The 16,976-nt window shown below is 62.5% G+C and carries 16 protein-coding genes; 9 read left to right on the plus strand and 7 right to left on the minus strand.

Annotated features, from left to right (window positions below):
* The first annotated feature begins 3 nt into the window (after positions 1-3).
* From ALTER154_RS04020 to ALTER154_RS04035, 4 genes are read left to right on the plus strand one after another with little or no spacing between them, the layout of a single operon-like run.
* Complete coding sequence (locus tag ALTER154_RS04020) at positions 4-468, plus strand: multidrug transporter (protein WP_090248869.1); 465 nt, start codon at positions 4-6, stop codon at positions 466-468.
* A gap of 34 nt (positions 469-502) precedes the next feature.
* Entirely contained in the window at positions 503-1,333 is an 831-nt protein-coding gene (locus ALTER154_RS04025; protein ID WP_160085352.1) for an SDR family oxidoreductase, read from the plus strand.
* Positions 1,334-1,344: 11 nt separating this feature from the next.
* Positions 1,345-1,734 carry a hypothetical protein gene (locus ALTER154_RS04030; RefSeq protein WP_160085353.1) on the plus strand — a complete coding sequence of 130 codons (390 nt, stop codon included), beginning with the start codon at positions 1,345-1,347 and terminating at the stop codon, positions 1,732-1,734.
* 43 nt (positions 1,735-1,777) lie between these two features.
* Positions 1,778-2,638: a DMT family transporter gene (locus ALTER154_RS04035; RefSeq protein ID WP_160085354.1), complete on the plus strand. Its 861-nt coding sequence runs from the start codon at positions 1,778-1,780 to the stop codon at positions 2,636-2,638.
* 29 nt (positions 2,639-2,667) lie between these two features.
* Here ALTER154_RS04035 and ALTER154_RS04040 read toward each other — a convergent pair whose 3' ends face one another.
* On the minus strand, positions 2,668-4,665 hold the full coding sequence (locus tag ALTER154_RS04040; protein ID WP_160085355.1) for a U32 family peptidase: 1,998 nt from the start codon (positions 4,663-4,665) through the stop codon (positions 2,668-2,670).
* Between the two features lie 152 nt (positions 4,666-4,817).
* Between ALTER154_RS04040 and ALTER154_RS04045 the strand changes: the two genes are divergently transcribed.
* Together ALTER154_RS04045 and ALTER154_RS04050 are read left to right on the plus strand one after the other, a co-directional pair.
* On the plus strand, positions 4,818-7,187 hold the full coding sequence (locus tag ALTER154_RS04045) for a DNA polymerase II (protein ID WP_160085356.1): 2,370 nt from the start codon (positions 4,818-4,820) through the stop codon (positions 7,185-7,187).
* A gap of 52 nt (positions 7,188-7,239) precedes the next feature.
* Positions 7,240-8,421: an AAA family ATPase gene (locus tag ALTER154_RS04050; RefSeq protein WP_160085357.1), complete on the plus strand. Its 1,182-nt coding sequence runs from the start codon at positions 7,240-7,242 to the stop codon at positions 8,419-8,421.
* Here the strand turns inward: ALTER154_RS04050 and ALTER154_RS04055 are convergent.
* From ALTER154_RS04055 to ALTER154_RS04080, 6 genes are all read right to left on the minus strand, one after another.
* The gene (locus ALTER154_RS04055; protein ID WP_160085358.1) at positions 8,418-9,323 is read right to left on the minus strand and encodes a DMT family transporter; all 906 of its coding nucleotides are present in this window, start codon (positions 9,321-9,323) and stop codon (positions 8,418-8,420) included. The genes ALTER154_RS04050 and ALTER154_RS04055 overlap by 4 nt on opposite strands.
* A gap of 72 nt (positions 9,324-9,395) precedes the next feature.
* Positions 9,396-10,625, minus strand: coding sequence for an organoarsenical effux MFS transporter ArsJ (gene arsJ / locus ALTER154_RS04060; RefSeq protein ID WP_160085359.1), 1,230 nt, complete (start codon positions 10,623-10,625; stop codon positions 9,396-9,398).
* A 244-nt stretch (positions 10,626-10,869) separates the two neighbouring features.
* Entirely contained in the window at positions 10,870-11,871 is a 1,002-nt protein-coding gene (locus ALTER154_RS04065) for an ArsJ-associated glyceraldehyde-3-phosphate dehydrogenase (RefSeq protein WP_160085360.1), read from the minus strand.
* 24 nt (positions 11,872-11,895) lie between these two features.
* A complete protein-coding gene (locus ALTER154_RS04070; protein ID WP_160090007.1) occupies positions 11,896-12,222 on the minus strand; it encodes a YnfA family protein in 327 nt (108 codons plus the stop codon).
* A gap of 62 nt (positions 12,223-12,284) precedes the next feature.
* Positions 12,285-12,995 (minus strand): arsenical resistance protein ArsH, encoded by a 711-nt coding sequence (arsH, locus tag ALTER154_RS04075; RefSeq protein ID WP_160085361.1) that lies wholly within the window; start codon positions 12,993-12,995, stop codon positions 12,285-12,287.
* A gap of 24 nt (positions 12,996-13,019) precedes the next feature.
* Positions 13,020-13,793: a metalloregulator ArsR/SmtB family transcription factor gene (locus tag ALTER154_RS04080; protein ID WP_160085362.1), complete on the minus strand. Its 774-nt coding sequence runs from the start codon at positions 13,791-13,793 to the stop codon at positions 13,020-13,022.
* Positions 13,794-13,943: 150 nt separating this feature from the next.
* Between ALTER154_RS04080 and arsB the strand changes: the two genes are divergently transcribed.
* The 3 genes from arsB to ALTER154_RS04095 all read left to right on the plus strand — a co-directional run bounded on the left by arsB (position 13,944) and on the right by ALTER154_RS04095 (position 16,928).
* Positions 13,944-15,014: an ACR3 family arsenite efflux transporter gene (gene arsB / locus ALTER154_RS04085; protein WP_160085363.1), complete on the plus strand. Its 1,071-nt coding sequence runs from the start codon at positions 13,944-13,946 to the stop codon at positions 15,012-15,014.
* Positions 15,015-15,207: 193 nt separating this feature from the next.
* A complete protein-coding gene (locus ALTER154_RS04090) occupies positions 15,208-15,963 on the plus strand; it encodes an ABC transporter substrate-binding protein (protein WP_160085364.1) in 756 nt (251 codons plus the stop codon).
* An 86-nt stretch (positions 15,964-16,049) separates the two neighbouring features.
* Entirely contained in the window at positions 16,050-16,928 is an 879-nt protein-coding gene (locus ALTER154_RS04095) for a helix-turn-helix domain-containing protein (protein ID WP_160085365.1), read from the plus strand.
* The last annotated feature ends 48 nt before the right edge of the window (positions 16,929-16,976 follow it).

Genomic DNA, 16,976 nt, shown 5'->3' on the forward strand with positions numbered 1-16,976 from the left:
ATAATGCTATTCGGCGCAATTCTGCTGTTGAGCTGGCTGATACTGCTGATCCGCTACCCGAGCAAGGCACTGCCGATCTCCCTCGGGGCGCTGATCGGCCTGGGCCTGGTCGCCAGCTGGGTGCTCTGGCAGGAAAGCCGCGAGAACCGCCACCTGGCCCACCTCGAATTACGCCTCGACTATGCCCCCGAGCGCTGCCCGGCGGATCGCCCGCTGGCCCTGAACCTGAAGAATGGCAGCGAAGCCGCACTGCTTGAGCTGCATTGGCAGATCGCCGCCTATCGCCCTGGCGACAGCGTCAACCTGGCCGAGCGCCTGTATGAAACCCCGCACTACAGTGGCCCTGGCGAATTGTTGCCCGGTGACGACTGGCAAGCCTGCCTGCCGCTGCCCACGCTGCGCAGCGGCTACCGCGCCAAGACCCTGGAGTTTCGTGCTGAGCGCCTGCAGGGCAGCTTTAGCCGTTGACGGCTACCCCCATTAAAACAATAAGGAAAGTTGCATGACCCAGCCCAGCGTACTGATCACCGGATGCTCCAGCGGCATTGGCCGCGCCTTGGCCGAGGTGTTCCAGCAGGCCGGCTATCAAGTTTGGGCCACTGCGCGCAAAGCTGAAGACCTTAATGCCCTGAGCGAAGCGGGCTTTAACGCCGTACAACTGGACGTCAACGATGGCCTGGGTCTTGGCCAACTGGCCGAACGCCTGAAAGCGGAGATCGGCGGGCTCGACGTACTGATCAATAACGCCGGCTACGGCGCCATGGGCCCACTGCTCGATGGTGGTGTCGAAGCCATGCGCAAGCAATTCGAAACCAATGTGTTCTCGCTGGTCGGCGTGACCCGCGCGCTGTTCCCGCTTCTGCGGCAGAACAAAGGGCTGGTGGTGAATATCGGTAGCGTCTCCGGCGTGCTGGTCACCCCGTTTGCAGGCGCCTACTGCGCCTCCAAGGCCGCCGTGCATGCTCTGACCGACGCCCTGCGCCTGGAACTGGCACCCTTCGCTATCGAGGTGATGGAAGTGCAGCCCGGCGCGATTGCCTCCAGCTTTGGCGCCAACGCCAGCCAACAGGCCGAACAGCTGATTGATGAAGCCTCTCCGTGGTGGCCGATACGAGACGGCATCCGCGCCCGCGCCAACGCCTCGCAGGATAACCCCACGCCCACCAGCCACTTTGCCCGCAACCTGCTGGCCGCCGTGCAGAGTAAATCCCGGCCGAACCTGGTACGCCTGGGTAATGGCAGCCGCAGCATGCCGCTGCTGGCGGCGCTGCTGCCTAAACGCCTGCTCGAAGCCGTTTTAAAGAAACGTTTCGGCCTTAATCGCAGCCTCTAGGAGCACGCCTCATGCGCGAGCCAAGCCCCAGCAGCGTCGCGGTTACCCGCCTGGCCATTGGCGGCGTGGTGGCGGTTATCGTGCTCAACCTGCTGCTGCGCACCTTCGTCAAACTCGGCGGGCTGTTGACCACGGTGCTGATCGCCGCCCTGGTGGCCGCTGGTATGACCCTGTGGTTCTCCTGGCGCAACCGCCGCGCACCCTTGCAAGGCGAACGTCGCCGCTTGGTCGCGCTGTATGGCGGCATCCTGGCGCTGCTCTACCTGGGGTTACTGGCCATGATGGCGTGGAAGGATGATCCCAGCCCCATGGGTTTGCTGATCTTTGGCCTGCATTATTTCTGTTATCCGCTGATGGCCTGGCTGTTTCTCGCCAAGGGTTTTGGCAAGCGCAGTGAGTGACTGCCTCCCCAAACGTCCCACTGACGCCGCCGTGGGAACGCCCATGTCATCCACCCGCCTTGTCTGCATGACGACACTCGCGCTGATCGCCTTCGCGGCCAACTCCCTGCTCTGCAGGGCGGCACTCGCCGACGGCAGCATTGATGCCGCCAGTTTTACCAGCATTCGCCTGCTCGCCGGGGCCGCCGTGCTCTGGCTGATCGTGCGTATCCGCGCCGGTAGCGCCGCTGGCCAAGGCAACTGGCTATCAGCACTGGCCCTGTTTGCCTACGCCGCCGGCTTTTCCTTCGCTTACCTCGAACTGTCGACGGCCACCGGCGCCCTGCTGCTGTTTGGCGCAGTGCAAAGCACCATGATCGGTTATGGCCTGTACCGCGGCGAACGCCTGCGAGTGCCCCAGCTTGGCGGCCTGTTGCTGGCCATTGGCGGGCTGGTTGGGTTGCTGTTACCGGGTATCTCTGCACCGCCGCCACTGGCTTCGGCACTGATGCTGGGTGCGGGCATGGCGTGGGGAATCTATTCGTTGCGCGGCAAAGGCACGGGCGATCCGCTGCAGGTCACCGCCGGCAATTTCCTCCGAGCGGTGCCGATTGCGCTGATTCTGAGTGTCGCCATGCTCGGCGATCTCTCGCTGCAACACTCCGCAGGAATCGCCTACGCCATCGCCTCGGGCGCGCTGGCATCCGGGCTCGGCTATGCCGTCTGGTACAGCGCCTTGCCGGCCTTGAAAGCCACCACGGCCGCCAGCGTGCAACTCAGCGTACCGGTGATCGCTGCGCTGGGCGGTGTGGTGCTGCTCGCCGAACCGCTCAGCCTGCGTCTGCTCTTGGCCTCACTGGCCATACTCGGCGGCATTGCGCCGGTGATCCTGACTGGCAAGCAGGCCAGCCCAACCCGCCGCTGACGCGGCGGTGTGCAACCGCTGACCGACACTCAGCGCTTGATGGTCTTGAGCAGGTCATCCGGGGTGATATAGCCCACTACACCGCCGCTGCTTTGCGCGCTGCCCGGCTGTGGCTGATGCAGGATATGGCCCTTCATCTTGCCGATGATGTGCATCTCACACGGTTTGCAGTCGAACTTCAGGGTCAGCACTTCGTCCTGATGGATCAGCTGCATGTCCGAGACCTTGGTGCGTACGCCGGTCACGCCTTTGGCCTGTTTGGGGCACAGGTTGAAGGAGAAGCGCAGGCAGTGCTTGGTGATCATCACCGGCACATCGCCTGCCTCTTCATGGGCCTCATACGCCGCATCAATCAGTTGCACGCCGTAACGCTTGTAGAAGGTGCGCGCCTTGTCGTTGTAGACGTTGGCGAGGAAGGTCAGGTGCGATTCCGGGTAGACCGGTGGCGGCACGCTCACCGGCTTACGCCCGCCACGCGGATGAGCGGCAACGCGCGCTTGAGTCAGCGCTTCGATGGCTTCGCGGCGCAGGGCCTTGAGTTGCGAGCCTGGGACAAACGGCACGGCCTCACAGTCAATCTGCGCGCCAGTGCTGTAGTAGATGGTGGTGCCCAGTTTGCTCAGGCCATCGGCCAGTTGCTCGCGAGCTTGCTCAGCATCCTTGGCGGCGGCGAACGGCCCGGCCAGGCTAACGCGAGCGCTGATGCCCTCTTCACTGGTGACGCTCACATTCAACTGATCGCCCTGCACCGCCAACTGCCAGCTGACCGCAATGCGGCGCTCGGCGGAGGTTTTCTGCAAGGCCTGTTGCCAGTTGTGGTCGAGGTTGCGGTTGAGCGGATGCTGCGGGCGCACGCGGTGCATGGCTTCGGGCATCTCATTAGGCTCGACGCGGTAGCGGTAGCGCTTCTCGCCGTCTTCTTCAAACTCGCCTTTGAGCTCGCAGATGTTGCTACGAAAACCCACCACTTCGCGCTTGATCAGCACGTTCAGGCCATCGCCGTTGGACAGCGGCGTATCGGTAACGGCGATCAAGTCGCGCTTGTTCACTTTCTCGATATAGCCCACCGCCAAGCCGGTAAAGGTCGGCGAGTCGAACGCGCCGATGTCCACCTTGCGGTCGGTGACGAAATAATCAGTGCTGCCGCGGTGGAAGGTCTTGTCAGTGTCCGGGGTGAAGAAGTGCTCGGTGCGACCGCTGGCTGCGCGGGCCAGGTGCGGGCGTTGTTCGAGAATCGCATCCAGCTCGCGGCGGTAGTGCGCGGTGATGTTCTTCACGTAGCTCATATCTTTGTAGCGCCCTTCGATCTTGAACGAGCGCACGCCGGCATCGACCAGATGAATCAGGTTGTCGGTCTGGTTGTTGTCCTTCATCGACAGCAGGTGCTTATCAAACGCCACCACGCGGCCCTGATCGTCCTTCAAGGTGTATGGCAGGCGGCAGGCCTGGGAACAATCGCCACGGTTGGCGCTACGGCCAGTTTGCGCGTGGGAGATGTTGCACTGCCCGGAGAAGGCCACACAGAGCGCGCCGTGGATAAAGAACTCCACCGCCGAATCGACGTTGCGGCAAATGTTGCTGATTTCTTCCAGGTTCAGCTCGCGGGCCAGCACCAGCTGGGAGAAGCCGGCGTTGTCGAGGAAGCGGGCTTTTTCCAGGGTGCGGATGTCGCACTGCGTGCTGGCGTGGATCTCGATGGGCGGCAGGTCCATTTCCATCACGCCCATGTCCTGCACGATCAGCGCATCAATGCCCGCTTCGTAGAGTTGCCAGATCATCTGCCGCGCCGGCTCCAGCTCATCCTCATGCAGGATGGTGTTGAGGGTGACGAACACCCGCGCATGGAACAGGTGGGCGAACTGCACCAGCTCGGCAATGTCCGCCACACTATTGCTGGCGTTGTGCCGCGCACCGAAGCCGGGGCCGCCGATATACACGGCATCGGCGCCGTGCAGGATGGCCTCTTTGGCAATGGCGGTATCACGCGCGGGGCTCAGCAATTCGAGGTGGTGCTTGGGCAGGGACATGGTTTCGCTATCGGGCAGTCAATCAGGCCGAGCATTTTACTCGGAATAGCTGATTTGTCTGTGCCCGCTTGGCAGCCGCACAACAACTGTATAGGCATACAGATAAAAGCCTGCGTAGAATTGCCTCTCAATACAGACCCGAGAGCAACGCGGTGGACTTACAACAGGGCTTTCTGCTGACCCGACACTGGCGTGATACGCCGGCCGGCACGCAGGTGGAGTTCTGGTTGGCCACCGACAGCGGCCCGCGCCTGCTGCGCTTGCCGCTGCAAACCTCGGTGGCCTTTATCCCGGTTGCGCAACGCGAGCAGGCGCAAGCGCTGCTGGCCAACGAGCGCGGCGTCGAGCTACGCCCGCTGGGCCTCAAGGACTTTCACCTGCGCCCGGTGCTCGGCCTGTATTGCCAACAGCACCGTACCTTGATGGACCTCGACAAACAGCTGCGCCGCGCTGGCCTGGACGTTTACGAAGCCGATGTGCGACCGCCCGAGCGCTACCTGATGGAGCGTTTTATCACCGCTCCCGTGCAGTTCACCGGCACGCCCGATGCAACCAATCCAGCCCTGCTGCTGGAGGTACAGATCAAGCCCTGCGAGGGTTACCGCCCCACGCTCAAGCTGGCCTCGCTGGATATCGAAACCAATGCCTTTGGTGAGCTGTACTCCATCGCCCTCGAAGGCTGCGGCCAGCGCAACGTGTACATGCTCGGCCGTGCGCCCGAACAACCGCCGCAGGTGGATTTCCAGCTGCACTACTGCGCAAGCCGTGGCGAGTTGCTCGAATGCCTGAACCAGTGGATGGCCGCACATGACCCGGACGCGATCATCGGCTGGAACCTGGTGCAGTTCGACCTGCGCGTGCTGCATGAACATGCGCGCAACCTGGCCATCCCCCTGCGTTTGGGCCGTGATGGCAGCGAGATGCAGTGGCGCGAGCATGGCAGCGGCAACGGTCACTTCTTTGCCGACGCCGCCGGCCGCTTGATCATCGACGGCATCGAGGCGCTGCGTTCGGCGACCTGGAGCTTCCCTTCGTTCAGCCTGGAAAACGTCGCGCAAACCCTGCTCGGTGAGGGCAAGGACATCTCCACGCCCTACCAGCGCATGGACGAAATCGACCGCATGTTCCGCGAGGACAAACCCGCTCTGGCACGCTACAACCTGCGCGACTGCGAGCTGGTCACACGCATCTTCGGCAAGACCGCGATCCTCGACTTCCTACTGGAGCGCGCCACGGTCACCGGCCTGCCCGCCGACCGCAGCGGAGGCTCGGTGGCGGCCTTCGAGCACCTGTATATGCCGCTGATGCACCGCCGTGGTTTTGTTGCACCGAACCTGGGGGACAACCCGCCGCAAGCCAGCCCAGGCGGCTTTGTCATGGAGTCGCAGCCGGGGCTGTACGAGTCAGTGCTGGTACTCGATTACAAGAGCCTGTACCCGTCGATTATCCGCAGCTTTCTGATCGACCCGGTGGGGCTGATCGAGGGCCTGCGCCAGCCGGATGACGCCCATTCGGTGCCGGGCTTTCGTGGTGCGCGCTTCTCCCGCACGCAGCATTGCCTGCCGGCCATAGTTGAGCGCGTATGGCAGGGCCGTGAGGCGGCCAAACGCGAACACAACGCGCCGCTGTCGCAGGCGCTAAAGATCATCATGAATGCCTTCTACGGCGTGCTCGGCTCGAGCGGTTGCCGCTTCTTCGACACGCGCCTGGCTTCGTCCATCACCCTGCGCGGCCACGAGATCATGGCCCGCACCCGCGCGCTGATCGAAGCCGAGGGTTATGCGGTGATCTACGGCGACACCGACTCCACCTTTGTCTGGCTCAAACGCCCGCATGCTGAAGAGGACGCCGCACAGATCGGCCGTGCACTGGTGGCCAAGGTCAATGCCTGGTGGCGCGATCACTTGCGTGATGAGTACGGCCTGGAAAGCGCCTTGGAACTGCAGTTCGAAACCCATTACCGGCGCTTTCTGATGCCGACCATTCGCGGCACTGAGGAAGGCAGCAAGAAGCGCTACGCCGGCCTGATCACCCAGCCTGACGGTGGCCACAAGATGGTCTACAAAGGCCTGGAAACCGTGCGCAGCGACTGGTCGCCGCTGGCCCAGCAATTTCAACGCGAGCTGTACGAACGCATCTTTCTCGGCCAACCCTATCAGGACTATGTGCGTGGCTACGTCGAGCGCACCCTGAACGGCGAGCTGGATGAGCAACTGGTCTACCGCAAACGCCTGCGCCGCCTGCTCACCGATTACGAACGCAACGTACCGCCCCATGTGCGCGCCGCGCGCCTGGCTGACGAGTTCAACGCCGCCCACGGCCGCCCGCTGCAATACCAACGCGGCGGCTGGATCAGCTACGTGATCACCACCGCTGGCCCGCAACCGCTGGAAGCACGCAACGCCGCCATCGACTACGACCACTACCTGAGCCGCCAGCTGCAACCGGTGGCCGATGCCATCCTGCCGTTTGTAGAAGATGACTTCGCCACGCTGATCGGCGGACAGTTGGGCTTGTTTTAAACGCACCCTACACGCTGCCAGCATCCATCAATCCACCGTCAGGACGACACCCATGCTGCACACCCTCGCTGTCGCCAACTACCGCTCGATCAACAATCTGGTGCTGCCGCTGGGGCGGCTCAATTTGGTCACTGGGGCCAACGGCAGCGGCAAGTCCAACCTGTATCGCGCCCTGCGCCTGCTGGCGGAAACCGCCCAGGGCGGCGTGGTCAATGCATTGGCTCGCGAAGGCGGGCTGGACTCCACCTTCTGGGCCGGGCCGGAAACCCTCAGCCGGCGCATGCTCAGCGGCGAGGTGCCGGTGCAAGGCGGTCCACGCAAGGAGGCCCGACGTTTGCGCCTGGGCTTTGCCGGCGATGACTTCAGCTATGCCATTTCCCTCGGGCTACCTGAGTCCAACTCCGGTGAGAGCCGCGATATGCCCAGCGCTTTCGCTCTGGATCCCGAGATCAAACGTGAATGCATCTGGGCCAGGGGCAGCTTTCGCCCCGCCTCGCTGCTGGTGGATCGCGCCGGCGCGATGGTGCGTATGCGTGAGGGGCGCAACTGGCAGGTGATGGCCCAGCACCTGCCGAGCTTCGACAGCCTGTATGAGCAGATCGGCAATGATCCGGCCTGCCCGGAAGTCTCCCACCTGCGCGAGCATATTCGCCGTTGGCGCTTCTACGATCACTTCCGCAGCGATGCCGACGCGCCCGCGCGCCAGCCGCAACTGGGCACCCGCACGCAGGTTTTGCACCACGACGGTCGTGACCTGGCGGCGGCGTTGCAGACCATTCGTGAAATCGGCGATGCCGCTGCGCTGGATGCGGCCATCAGCGACGCCTTCCCCGGCGCACGTTTGCGTATCGACTTTCAACAAGGCGGGCGTTTCGCCGTAGAACTGCAACAGGAAGGCCTGCTGCGGCCGTTGTCGGCCAGCGAACTGTCGGACGGCACCCTGCGCTACCTGCTGCTAGTCGCCGCCCTACTCACCCCACGGCCGCCATCGCTAATGGTGCTGAATGAGCCGGAGACCAGCCTGCACCCCGACCTGCTGCCAGCCCTCGGCCGGCTGATCATCGCCGCGTCGCAGCACACCCAAGTCTGGGTGGTATCCCACGCCAGCCGCCTGATCGCCACCCTGGAGCAACACCCCGAGTGCAATGCCATCGTCCTGGAAAAGCAGCTGGGACAAACCGTGATCCAGGGCCAGGGCATGCTCGATGAGCCGGCGTGGAAGTGGCCGAGTTAACCCTTGGCGGCCAGGGCAACCGTTGCCGGTAGCGCCTTGGGCTTACGAAACACCAGCACGTTACCCAGCATCACCAGCAGCAGGCCGAACAGCGCCGGGGCCGTCCATTGATAGCCCTCGGCAAACACCGAGATATTCAGTGCCACCACCGGGAACAACACGGTGCAGTAGGCCGCGCGCTCCGGGCCCATGCGCCCGACAAGGGTCAGGTAGGCGGTAAAGCCGATCACCGAACCGGGAATCGCCAGGTACAGCAAGGTGCCGATGTAACGGGTGTTCCACTCGAAACCAAACGGCGTGCCGCTGACCAGGCAGATCGCCACCAGCATCAGCGCGCCATACAGCATGCCCCAGGCATTGGTGGTCAGTGGCTTGAGCCCGGCCTTCTGCTGCAGACTGGAAAGCATATTGCCGGCGGAGAAACACAGGGTGCCAATCAGCGCCAGGCCGATACCCAGCAGGGTTTCACGACTGGCTTCCTGTCCAGCCAGTTCCGGCCAGAACAGCAGCGCCAGGCCGCCCAGCCCCAGCGCGCCGCCGGCCAGTACATTGGCGGCGATCTTCTGCTTGAAGAACAGTCGCGCGTTGATCGCATTCCACAACGTTGCAGTGGAAAAAATCACCGCCACCAAGCCGCTGGGGATCCACTGGCTGGCGGTGTAGAAGCACATAAAGTTGATACAGAACAGACACAGCCCCTGCGCCAGGCAGATCAGCTGGCCGCGCTTATCGAGTTTCTGCAGGCGGCCGCTAAGCAGCAGGACGGCGAACAGCACGGCAGCGGCCAAGGCAAAGCGATAGGCGATGGAAGCAGCAATTGCCACCTCGCCCAGTTGCAACTTGAGGGCGATCCAGGTGGTGCCCCAGATCAGTACGGTCAACAGATAGAGCGACAGGTTCATCACAGACTCCCTTGGAATACTCAAAAGTCTGCGCCTGATCGGCCTGGCTGTTCTTGCACAAACTTGCGCTTTTTACTCCTTCAGACTGATCGCGCGGTGCCGAGGCAGTCCAATGGAGATCAGCGCCGCCAGCAGAACAAAAGCCGAAGACACCCACAAGCAGGCTTCCAAGCCATAGGCCTGATACACCCAGCCCGACAGCAGCGTGCCGATTAACCGGCCGAGGGCGTTGGACATGTAATAGAAGCCGACATCCAGCGACACACCGTCTTCCTTTGCGTAGCTGACGATCAGGTAGCTGTGCAGCGAGGAGTTCACCGCAAACAGCGCGCCAAACACCATCAGCCCGCCGAGCAAGACCCACTGCGCCGGCAAGTCACTGCTCAGACCCAGGGCAATGGCGGCGGGCAACCCGGCCAGCACCGCAGCCCAGGCGAATGCCGCGCGGCCATCCGGCAACTGGCCGCTGGCATTGCCGGTGATGACTGGGGCGAAGGACTGCACCATGCCGTAGCCAATCACCCACGCCGCGAGAAAGCCGCCAACCATCCAGAAATCCCAGCCAAACACGCTGGACAGGTACACCGGCAGCGCCACCACAAACCACACATCGCGGGCGCCGAATAAGAACAAGCGTGCGGCTGACAGAATGTTGATCGCCCGGCCCTTGGACAAAATATCGCGGAACTTCGGCCTGGCCTTGGCCTTGCCCAGATCCTTTTTCAGCAGCAACAGGCTGGCCAGCCAGATCAGCGCCAAAACCGCCGCCATGGCCAGCACTGCGCCAGTGAACCCGAGCAGCGCCAGCAGTGCGCCGCCCATAAAGAAACCCACGCCCTTCAGCGCATTCTTCGAACCAGTAAGAATCGCCACCCACTTGTACAGCGTGCTCTGCTGACTGTCCGGCACCAGCAACTTGATCGAGCTTTTCGCGCTCATCTTGTTCAGATCTTTGGCGATACCGGACAGCGCCTGCGTGCCCATCACCCAGGGAATCGTCAGCCAGGCCGCGGGCACGGTGAGCATCAGCAACGCCGCCACCTGCAGGCCCAGGCCGATATTCATGGTGCGATTAAGCCCCAAGCGCGCGCCCAGATAGCCGCCGACCAGATTGGTGACCACACCGAAAATCTCATAGAACAGAAACAGCGCAGCGATCTGCAGCGGTGTGTAACCCAGGCTATGAAAATGCAGCACCACCAACATGCGCAGCGCACCGTCGGTGAGGGTAAAGGCCCAGTAGTTGCCGGTAACCAGCAGGTATTGGCGCACTTCGGGGGCTAGGCGGGATAAGGCGTGCATGTGCTGATTTCCTGATCAATCGCGGTGTCTTTAGCCCCTCTCCCCAACCTTCTCCCCAAAGGGGCGAGGGAGCGGATTTCATGCGGCTTGAAGAAATCCACGAAATAAAGCGGGAGGCGTAACACTCCCCTCTCCCGCTTGCGGGGCGGTGCGGGGAAAGCGAAGCACTGCTTCGCCCGCTAACGCGCCCTGAGTTCTGCGAAGGGCTGGGGCGCAGAGCGGGGGTTGGGGGAGAGGGCCGCAGTTATTGCGCACCGACCATCCGCGCCAACTCCACGGCGCGGTTGGCGTAGCCCCATTCGTTGTCGTACCAGGCGTAGAGCTTCACCTGGGTGCCGTTGACCACCATGGTCGACAGCGCATCGATAATCGAAGAGCGCGGGTCGGTGCGGTAGTCAATGGACACCAGCGGACGTTCCTCATAACCCAGGATGCCCGCCAGCGGCCCATCGGCGGCAGCCTTAAGCAGTGCGTTGACCTCCTCCACCGTAGTGGCGCGCTCCACTTCGAACACGCAATCGGTCAGCGAGGCGTTGGCCAGCGGTACGCGCACGGCGTGGCCATTCAGCTTGCCGCGCAGCTCGGGAAAGATCTCGGCAATCGCCGTGGCCGAACCGGTGCTGGTTGGGATCAAGCTCATGCCTGAGGCACGTGCGCGGCGCAGATCCTTGTGCGGCGTATCGAGAATGCTTTGGGTGTTGGTCAGGTCGTGGATGGTGGTGATCGAACCGTGGCGAATGCCACGGTTTTCGTGGATCACCTTGACCACCGGGGCCAGGCAGTTGGTGGTGCAGGACGCCGCCGTCACGATGCGGTGCTGCGCCGGGTCGAATAGCTGCTGGTTAACGCCCATCACGATATTCAGCGCGCCCTGCTCTTTTACCGGCGCGCAGACCACTACGCGCTTAACGCCTTGATCCAGATACGCCTGCAGCACCGCAACGGTTTTCATCTTGCCGCTGGCCTCGATCACCAGATCGCAGCCGCTCCAGTCTGTATCGGCGATGGTCTTGTTGGCCGTGACCTGAATGCGTTTTCCGTCAATCAGGATGCACTCGCCCTCACTGCTGGCCTCGCGCTGCCAACGGCCATGCACCGAGTCGAAATTCAGCAGATGGGCATGGGTCGGCGCATCGCCGGCCGGATCATTGATCTGCACAAACTCAAATTCCGGCCAGCCCCAAGCAGCGCGCAGCGCCAGACGACCGATACGACCAAAACCGTTGATACCTACCTTGATAGCCATGTACAGACTCTCTCGTTGAACAGGTTAAATATTGCGCGGCGCAAACATGATGATCGCCATGCCGAGCATGGCCACAGCGGCGCCCAGCAGGTCCCAATGGGTCGGGCGAATACCGTCCACCAGCCATAGCCAGATAATCGCCATCGCCACATACACCCCGCCATAAGCGGCATACACCCGCCCAGCGGCAGTTGGATGCAGAGTCAGCAGCCAGGCAAACAGCGCCAGCGAGACAGCGGCCGGCAGCAGCAACCAGATGCTCTTACCCTGCTTGAGCCACAGGTACGGCAGGTAACAGCCGATAATTTCGGCCAGGGCCGTAAGGGCGAAAAGCCCAATGGTGTTTAGAATGCTGACCTCAATAGCCGACCCGCAGTCGGTCTGGACGCGTGTGGAGGGTTGGCGGCTGAACCTTAAATGGATCCCTGATTGACCCGTTTACTCAACTCGTCGGCGGACTCCTTGCGCTCGGAGTAACGGTCCACCAGGTAGTCCGTTTGGCCGCGCAGCAACAGGGTGAACTTGATCAGTTCCTCCATCACGTCGACCACGCGGTCGTAATAGGCTGAAGGCTTCATCCGCCCGTCGTTATCAAATTCGAGGAAGGCCTTGGCCACCGAGGACTGGTTGGGGATGGTGAACATGCGCATCCAGCGCCCCAGCACGCGCATCTGGTTCAACGCATTGAAGGATTGCGAGCCGCCGCTGACCTGCATCAGCGCCAGGGTCTTGCCCTGGGTCGGGCGCACCGCGCCCATGCTCAGGGGAATCCAGTCGATCTGCGACTTGAACACCCCGGTCATCGCGCCATGACGCTCCGGCGAGCACCAGACCATGCCCTCGCTCCACAGCACCAGCTCACGCAGCTCCTGCACTTTGGGGTGGTCTTCGGGGACGTCGTCCGGCAGCGGCAGGCCGCTGGGGTTGAAGATCCGCGTTTCGGCGCCGAACTGCTCAAGCAGGCGCGCGGCTTCTTCGCTCAGCAGGCGGCTGTAGGAACGCACGCGGTTGGAGCCATACAGCAGCAGAATGCGCGGCTTATGGGTGACGGTGGGCTGAACCAGCGTGTCCGCCGTGGGAATGTCCAGCAGCTCAGAGTCGATATTCGGCAACTCGGGGATCATGGTCTTGCTCCAGAAAACAATGGCTCAGCCGCACAACGAGGCGCGATCAGGACGGTCACGCATGCTGTGCAGGCGCAAACGATCCTCGGCCAGTTGCGGGTCTTCAGCCTGGAGCACCTGCTTCAGGATCTGCCCGACCCAGGCCGGCAGTTGCGGATGCAGGCGGTAGTAGACCCACTGCCCGGCGCGGCGGTCCTGCAACAGGCCGCTGCCGCGCAGCTGGGCCAGATGGCGGGAGATCTTCGGTTGGCTCTCCTCAAGGGCGGCGGTCAACTCGCAGACGCACAGCTCGCCCTCCTGAGCAATCAGCTGAGTCATGCGTGCGCGGGTGTCATCGGCCAGGCATTTGAACAGGGTCACCGGGGCGAGCATCTGCGTGGGCTGGCTGAATTTGCTTTTGACCAGCACGAACATCTTGATGCGCTCGTGGATCTGCTGCAGACAACGCGTGTAGGCATTCTGCTGCTGGCTGCTGGCCGGGTCCTCGAAGTCCCAGGCGATGTATTCGCCAGCCCCGGGCAAGGTGCTGCACTCGAAGGCGGACTTGTCGCACAGGGTGATCACGTAATCGAACTGCTGGCCATCGAAGCTCTCCAGCGCCTTGCTGTGCAGGCCTTCCTTGCTGACGCCCAACTGCTCCAGGGCCTGACGTGCACGCGGATCAACCTCACCAGGCAGAGTGCCGGCGCTAAAAACCTCGTAGCCTTCGGGATCGGTATGGCGTAGCAGCGCTTCGGCCATCTGCGAGCGGGCAGCATTGGCCACACAGAGAAACAGCACGCGAATCTTTTGGCTCATGGCGATGGGTGTCATGCAAATACGGTTTGGCGAATATATTGATATCCATATATCTTGTAAACCGTATATTCCATCTACCCCAAGCCGACCCAGATCAACACCGGCCGCAGCGGGAGTGGCTAGACTCGCCCCTCACCCAAGGAATCCAGCATGGCCAATGCCCTAGAATCCTCCGCTCCTCAAACCCGCTCGCCGCTCGGTCTGTTCGAGCGTTACCTGACGCTCTGGGTATTTCTCTGCATTATCGGCGGCACCCTGCTCGGCCTGTTCGCCCCCGAAGCAGCGCAAGCGGTGGGCGCTCTGGAAGTTGCTCAGGTGAATATCCCGGTGGGATTGCTGATCTGGGTGATGATCATCCCCATGCTGATGAAGATCGACTTTCGCGCGATTGGTGAGGTCTATCAGCAGCGCGCCGGCCTGGGCGTGACGCTGAGCATCAACTGGCTAATCAAACCGTTCACCATGGCCTTTCTGGCCTGGCTGTTTCTGCGCCATGTGTTCACCGACTGGCTGCCAGCCGAACAGATCGACAGCTACGTAGCCGGGCTGATTCTGCTCGGCGCCGCGCCTTGCACGGCTATGGTGTTTGTCTGGAGCAACCTGTGTAAGGGCAACGCCAACTTCACCCTGACCCAGGTGGCGATCAACGATCTGGTAATGGTGTTCGCCTTCGCCCCCATCGTCGCCCTGCTGCTGGGGGTGTCGTCGATCCCGGTGCCGTGGGACACCCTGCTGCTGTCGGTGGTGATGTATATCGTTATCCCCCTGGCCATCGCCCAATTGATCCGCGCGCATCTGCTGCGCCGGGGTGATGCGGCGTTGCAAGCGGTGCTCGCGCGCATCGGCCCGTTCTCCATCCTCGCCCTGCTGGCCACCCTAGTGCTGCTGTTCTCCTTCCAGGGCCAGACCATCGTTGCCCAGCCTTTGATCATCGCCATGCTGGCAGTGCCAATTCTGCTGCAGACGCTGTTTATCGCGGCCCTCGGATACTGGATGTGCCGGCAATTCAAGGTGCGCCACGATATCGCTGGACCGGCGGCGATGATCGGTGCGTCGAACTTCTTCGAGTTGGCCGTAGCCGTGGCCATCGCGCTCTACGGCTTCAACTCCGGCGCAGCGCTGGCCACGGTGGTCGGTGTGCTGATCGAGGTGCCGGTGATGCTCTGGCTGGTGCGCATGGTCAATAACAGCAAGGGTTGGTACGAGCGCACGCAGGGCTGACTGCTCGATCCCGACGGTTAATAGCCATTCACTCGCATGCCCGAAAATTACCATCCAGAGCGGTATATGCGGCGGGTCGACAGCCTATGCCCGGCAGGCTAGCGTCAATACAGGGTGTCGCTGACGCATGCGCCCCCGCCACACTGCCTGAGCCACCCGGCGTTGCCGGTCGCTGTAGCCTGAGGTACGCCGCATGTCTTCTCGCCTTGGCAACGCGCTTGCGTTTGTTTCCTTGTGTTTTTTCAGCCTGACGCTGTATGCCGAAGCTAAGTGGGAGTCGCTGGACTTCATCACCGAAGAATTCCCACCCTACAACTACACCGAAAGCGGCATCGCCCGTGGCATTACCGTGGACATCCTGCTGGAAGCGGCCGCCAGCGCCGGCCTACCCATCGCGCGCCGGGATATTCGTTCACTGCCCTGGGCGCGCGGCTATCAGATGGCGCGCAAAGGTCCGGGGGTGATGCTGTTTTCCATGACCCGCACCGAGGAGCGAGGCCCGCAGTTCAAGTGGGTCGGGCCGATCATGCCCAGCCGCATCGTGCTATTGGCGCGCAAGGATCGCCAGTTACAGATCAAGCAACCGGCAGATCTCAGCGCGCACCGCATCGGTGTAATTCGCGATGATGTCGGCCATCACCTGCTGAATAGCCTTGGTATCAAGGACAACCAGCTGCAGATCTCTGCCAGCGCGATTCAGCTGGCCAACCTGCTGCATAACAGCCGTATCGACCTATGGGCCTACGACGAAACCACCGCCTACTGGTTTATCCGCAACCTGGACATGCACAGCCACGACTTCACCCCGGTGCATGTGCTCAAGGAAAGCGCCATGTATTACGCCTTCAGCCTGGACACCGACGCGGTGCAGCTCACCCGGCTGCAGAACAGCCTGAATGCGCTCAAGCAACAGCCACGCTACCTGGAAATACTCGACAGCTACAGATAACCGCGCCTTGCATAATCTTGCGCTTTTCCGCGCGCGGGGGCTGGCACGCGGGCATGCCCGGCGTAGCATGGAGCGACGGAGGATTTATGTCGCAACTTGAGCACCTACAGGTTTTCCAGAGCATGCACAGCTCGCCCAACACCCGCCTGCACCGCAGCGCCGAGTTGGGCGACGGGCTGGCGGCTGCCGTGTGGAGCAACCGTCATGATGCCCGCGATTACGAAGCCCCCAGCCATCACACGCTGTCCTGCTACCTGGCCGGCGGCACCGGCACCTTCCGCCGCGAGAGCCCACACAGCAAAGGCGCGCCAGACAAGCTGTGCATCCTTCCGGCCGGCCATCAGTCGGAGTGGGTGATCAACGGTGAAATCCATCTGGCCCATCTGTATATCAGCCAGGAGCAATTCGCCCTGGCGGCCGTCAACCTGTTAGACCACGAACCACGGGAACTGGAACTGCGCGAAGGCACCTTTCTCGACGACCCGCAGCAGGCCCAGCGCTTTCGTCAGCTGAGCCAGCTGGATTGGCAGGAACCGGCCGAACGTCTGCTCAGCAGCAGCCTGGCCCACGGCCTGATCAACCACGCGCTGCTGTCCCAAGTGGGCCGCCGCGAAGGCCTGCGCCTGACCGGCGGCCTGGCACCCAGCCAGCGCCGCCGAGTGCGCGAGTTTATCCAGGCCAACCTCAGTGAAGCGCTCAGCTTGGGTCAGCTGGCCAGTTTGTGTGCGCTCTCCGAATACCACTTCGCCAGAATGTTCCAACTCAGCTTCGGCCTGCCGCCGCACCGTTATGTGCTGGCGCAACGCCTGCGCCATGGCCAGCAACTGCTGCAACACAGCACGCTGCCACTGGCTGAAGTGGCCCTGGCCTGCGGCTTTGCCAGTGCCAGCCACTTCAACAACCGTTTCCGCCAGGCCTTTAGCGCCACGCCGGGGCAATACCGCGCCGCCCTGCAACGCCCCTGAGCCCACGCCAAGCAGCATCAGCCCGCCGCATACCCGCCTATCAGGCAA

The sequence above is a fragment of the Pseudomonas sp. 9AZ genome, from assembly GCF_902506525.1.
GTDB classification, from domain to species: domain Bacteria; phylum Pseudomonadota; class Gammaproteobacteria; order Pseudomonadales; family Pseudomonadaceae; genus Aquipseudomonas; species Aquipseudomonas peli.

Coding starts and splice junctions, on each gene's coding strand:
- ALTER154_RS04090 (WP_160085364.1), top strand. CDS start 15,208: ATGTCTTCTCGCCTTGGCAACGCGCTTGCGTTTGTTTCCTTGTGTTTT.
- ALTER154_RS04065 (WP_160085360.1), bottom strand. CDS start 11,871: ATGGCTATCAAGGTAGGTATCAACGGTTTTGGTCGTATCGGTCGTCTG.
- arsJ (WP_160085359.1), bottom strand. CDS start 10,625: ATGCACGCCTTATCCCGCCTAGCCCCCGAAGTGCGCCAATACCTGCTG.
- ALTER154_RS04050 (WP_160085357.1), top strand. CDS start 7,240: ATGCTGCACACCCTCGCTGTCGCCAACTACCGCTCGATCAACAATCTG.
- arsH (WP_160085361.1), bottom strand. CDS start 12,995: ATGATCCCCGAGTTGCCGAATATCGACTCTGAGCTGCTGGACATTCCC.
- ALTER154_RS04035 (WP_160085354.1), top strand. CDS start 1,778: ATGTCATCCACCCGCCTTGTCTGCATGACGACACTCGCGCTGATCGCC.
- ALTER154_RS04080 (WP_160085362.1), bottom strand. CDS start 13,793: ATGAGCCAAAAGATTCGCGTGCTGTTTCTCTGTGTGGCCAATGCTGCC.
- arsB (WP_160085363.1), top strand. CDS start 13,944: ATGGCCAATGCCCTAGAATCCTCCGCTCCTCAAACCCGCTCGCCGCTC.
- ALTER154_RS04025 (WP_160085352.1), top strand. CDS start 503: ATGACCCAGCCCAGCGTACTGATCACCGGATGCTCCAGCGGCATTGGC.
- ALTER154_RS04095 (WP_160085365.1), top strand. CDS start 16,050: ATGTCGCAACTTGAGCACCTACAGGTTTTCCAGAGCATGCACAGCTCG.
- ALTER154_RS04055 (WP_160085358.1), bottom strand. CDS start 9,323: ATGAACCTGTCGCTCTATCTGTTGACCGTACTGATCTGGGGCACCACC.
- ALTER154_RS04020 (WP_090248869.1), top strand. CDS start 4: ATGCTATTCGGCGCAATTCTGCTGTTGAGCTGGCTGATACTGCTGATC.
- ALTER154_RS04040 (WP_160085355.1), bottom strand. CDS start 4,665: ATGTCCCTGCCCAAGCACCACCTCGAATTGCTGAGCCCCGCGCGTGAT.
- ALTER154_RS04030 (WP_160085353.1), top strand. CDS start 1,345: ATGCGCGAGCCAAGCCCCAGCAGCGTCGCGGTTACCCGCCTGGCCATT.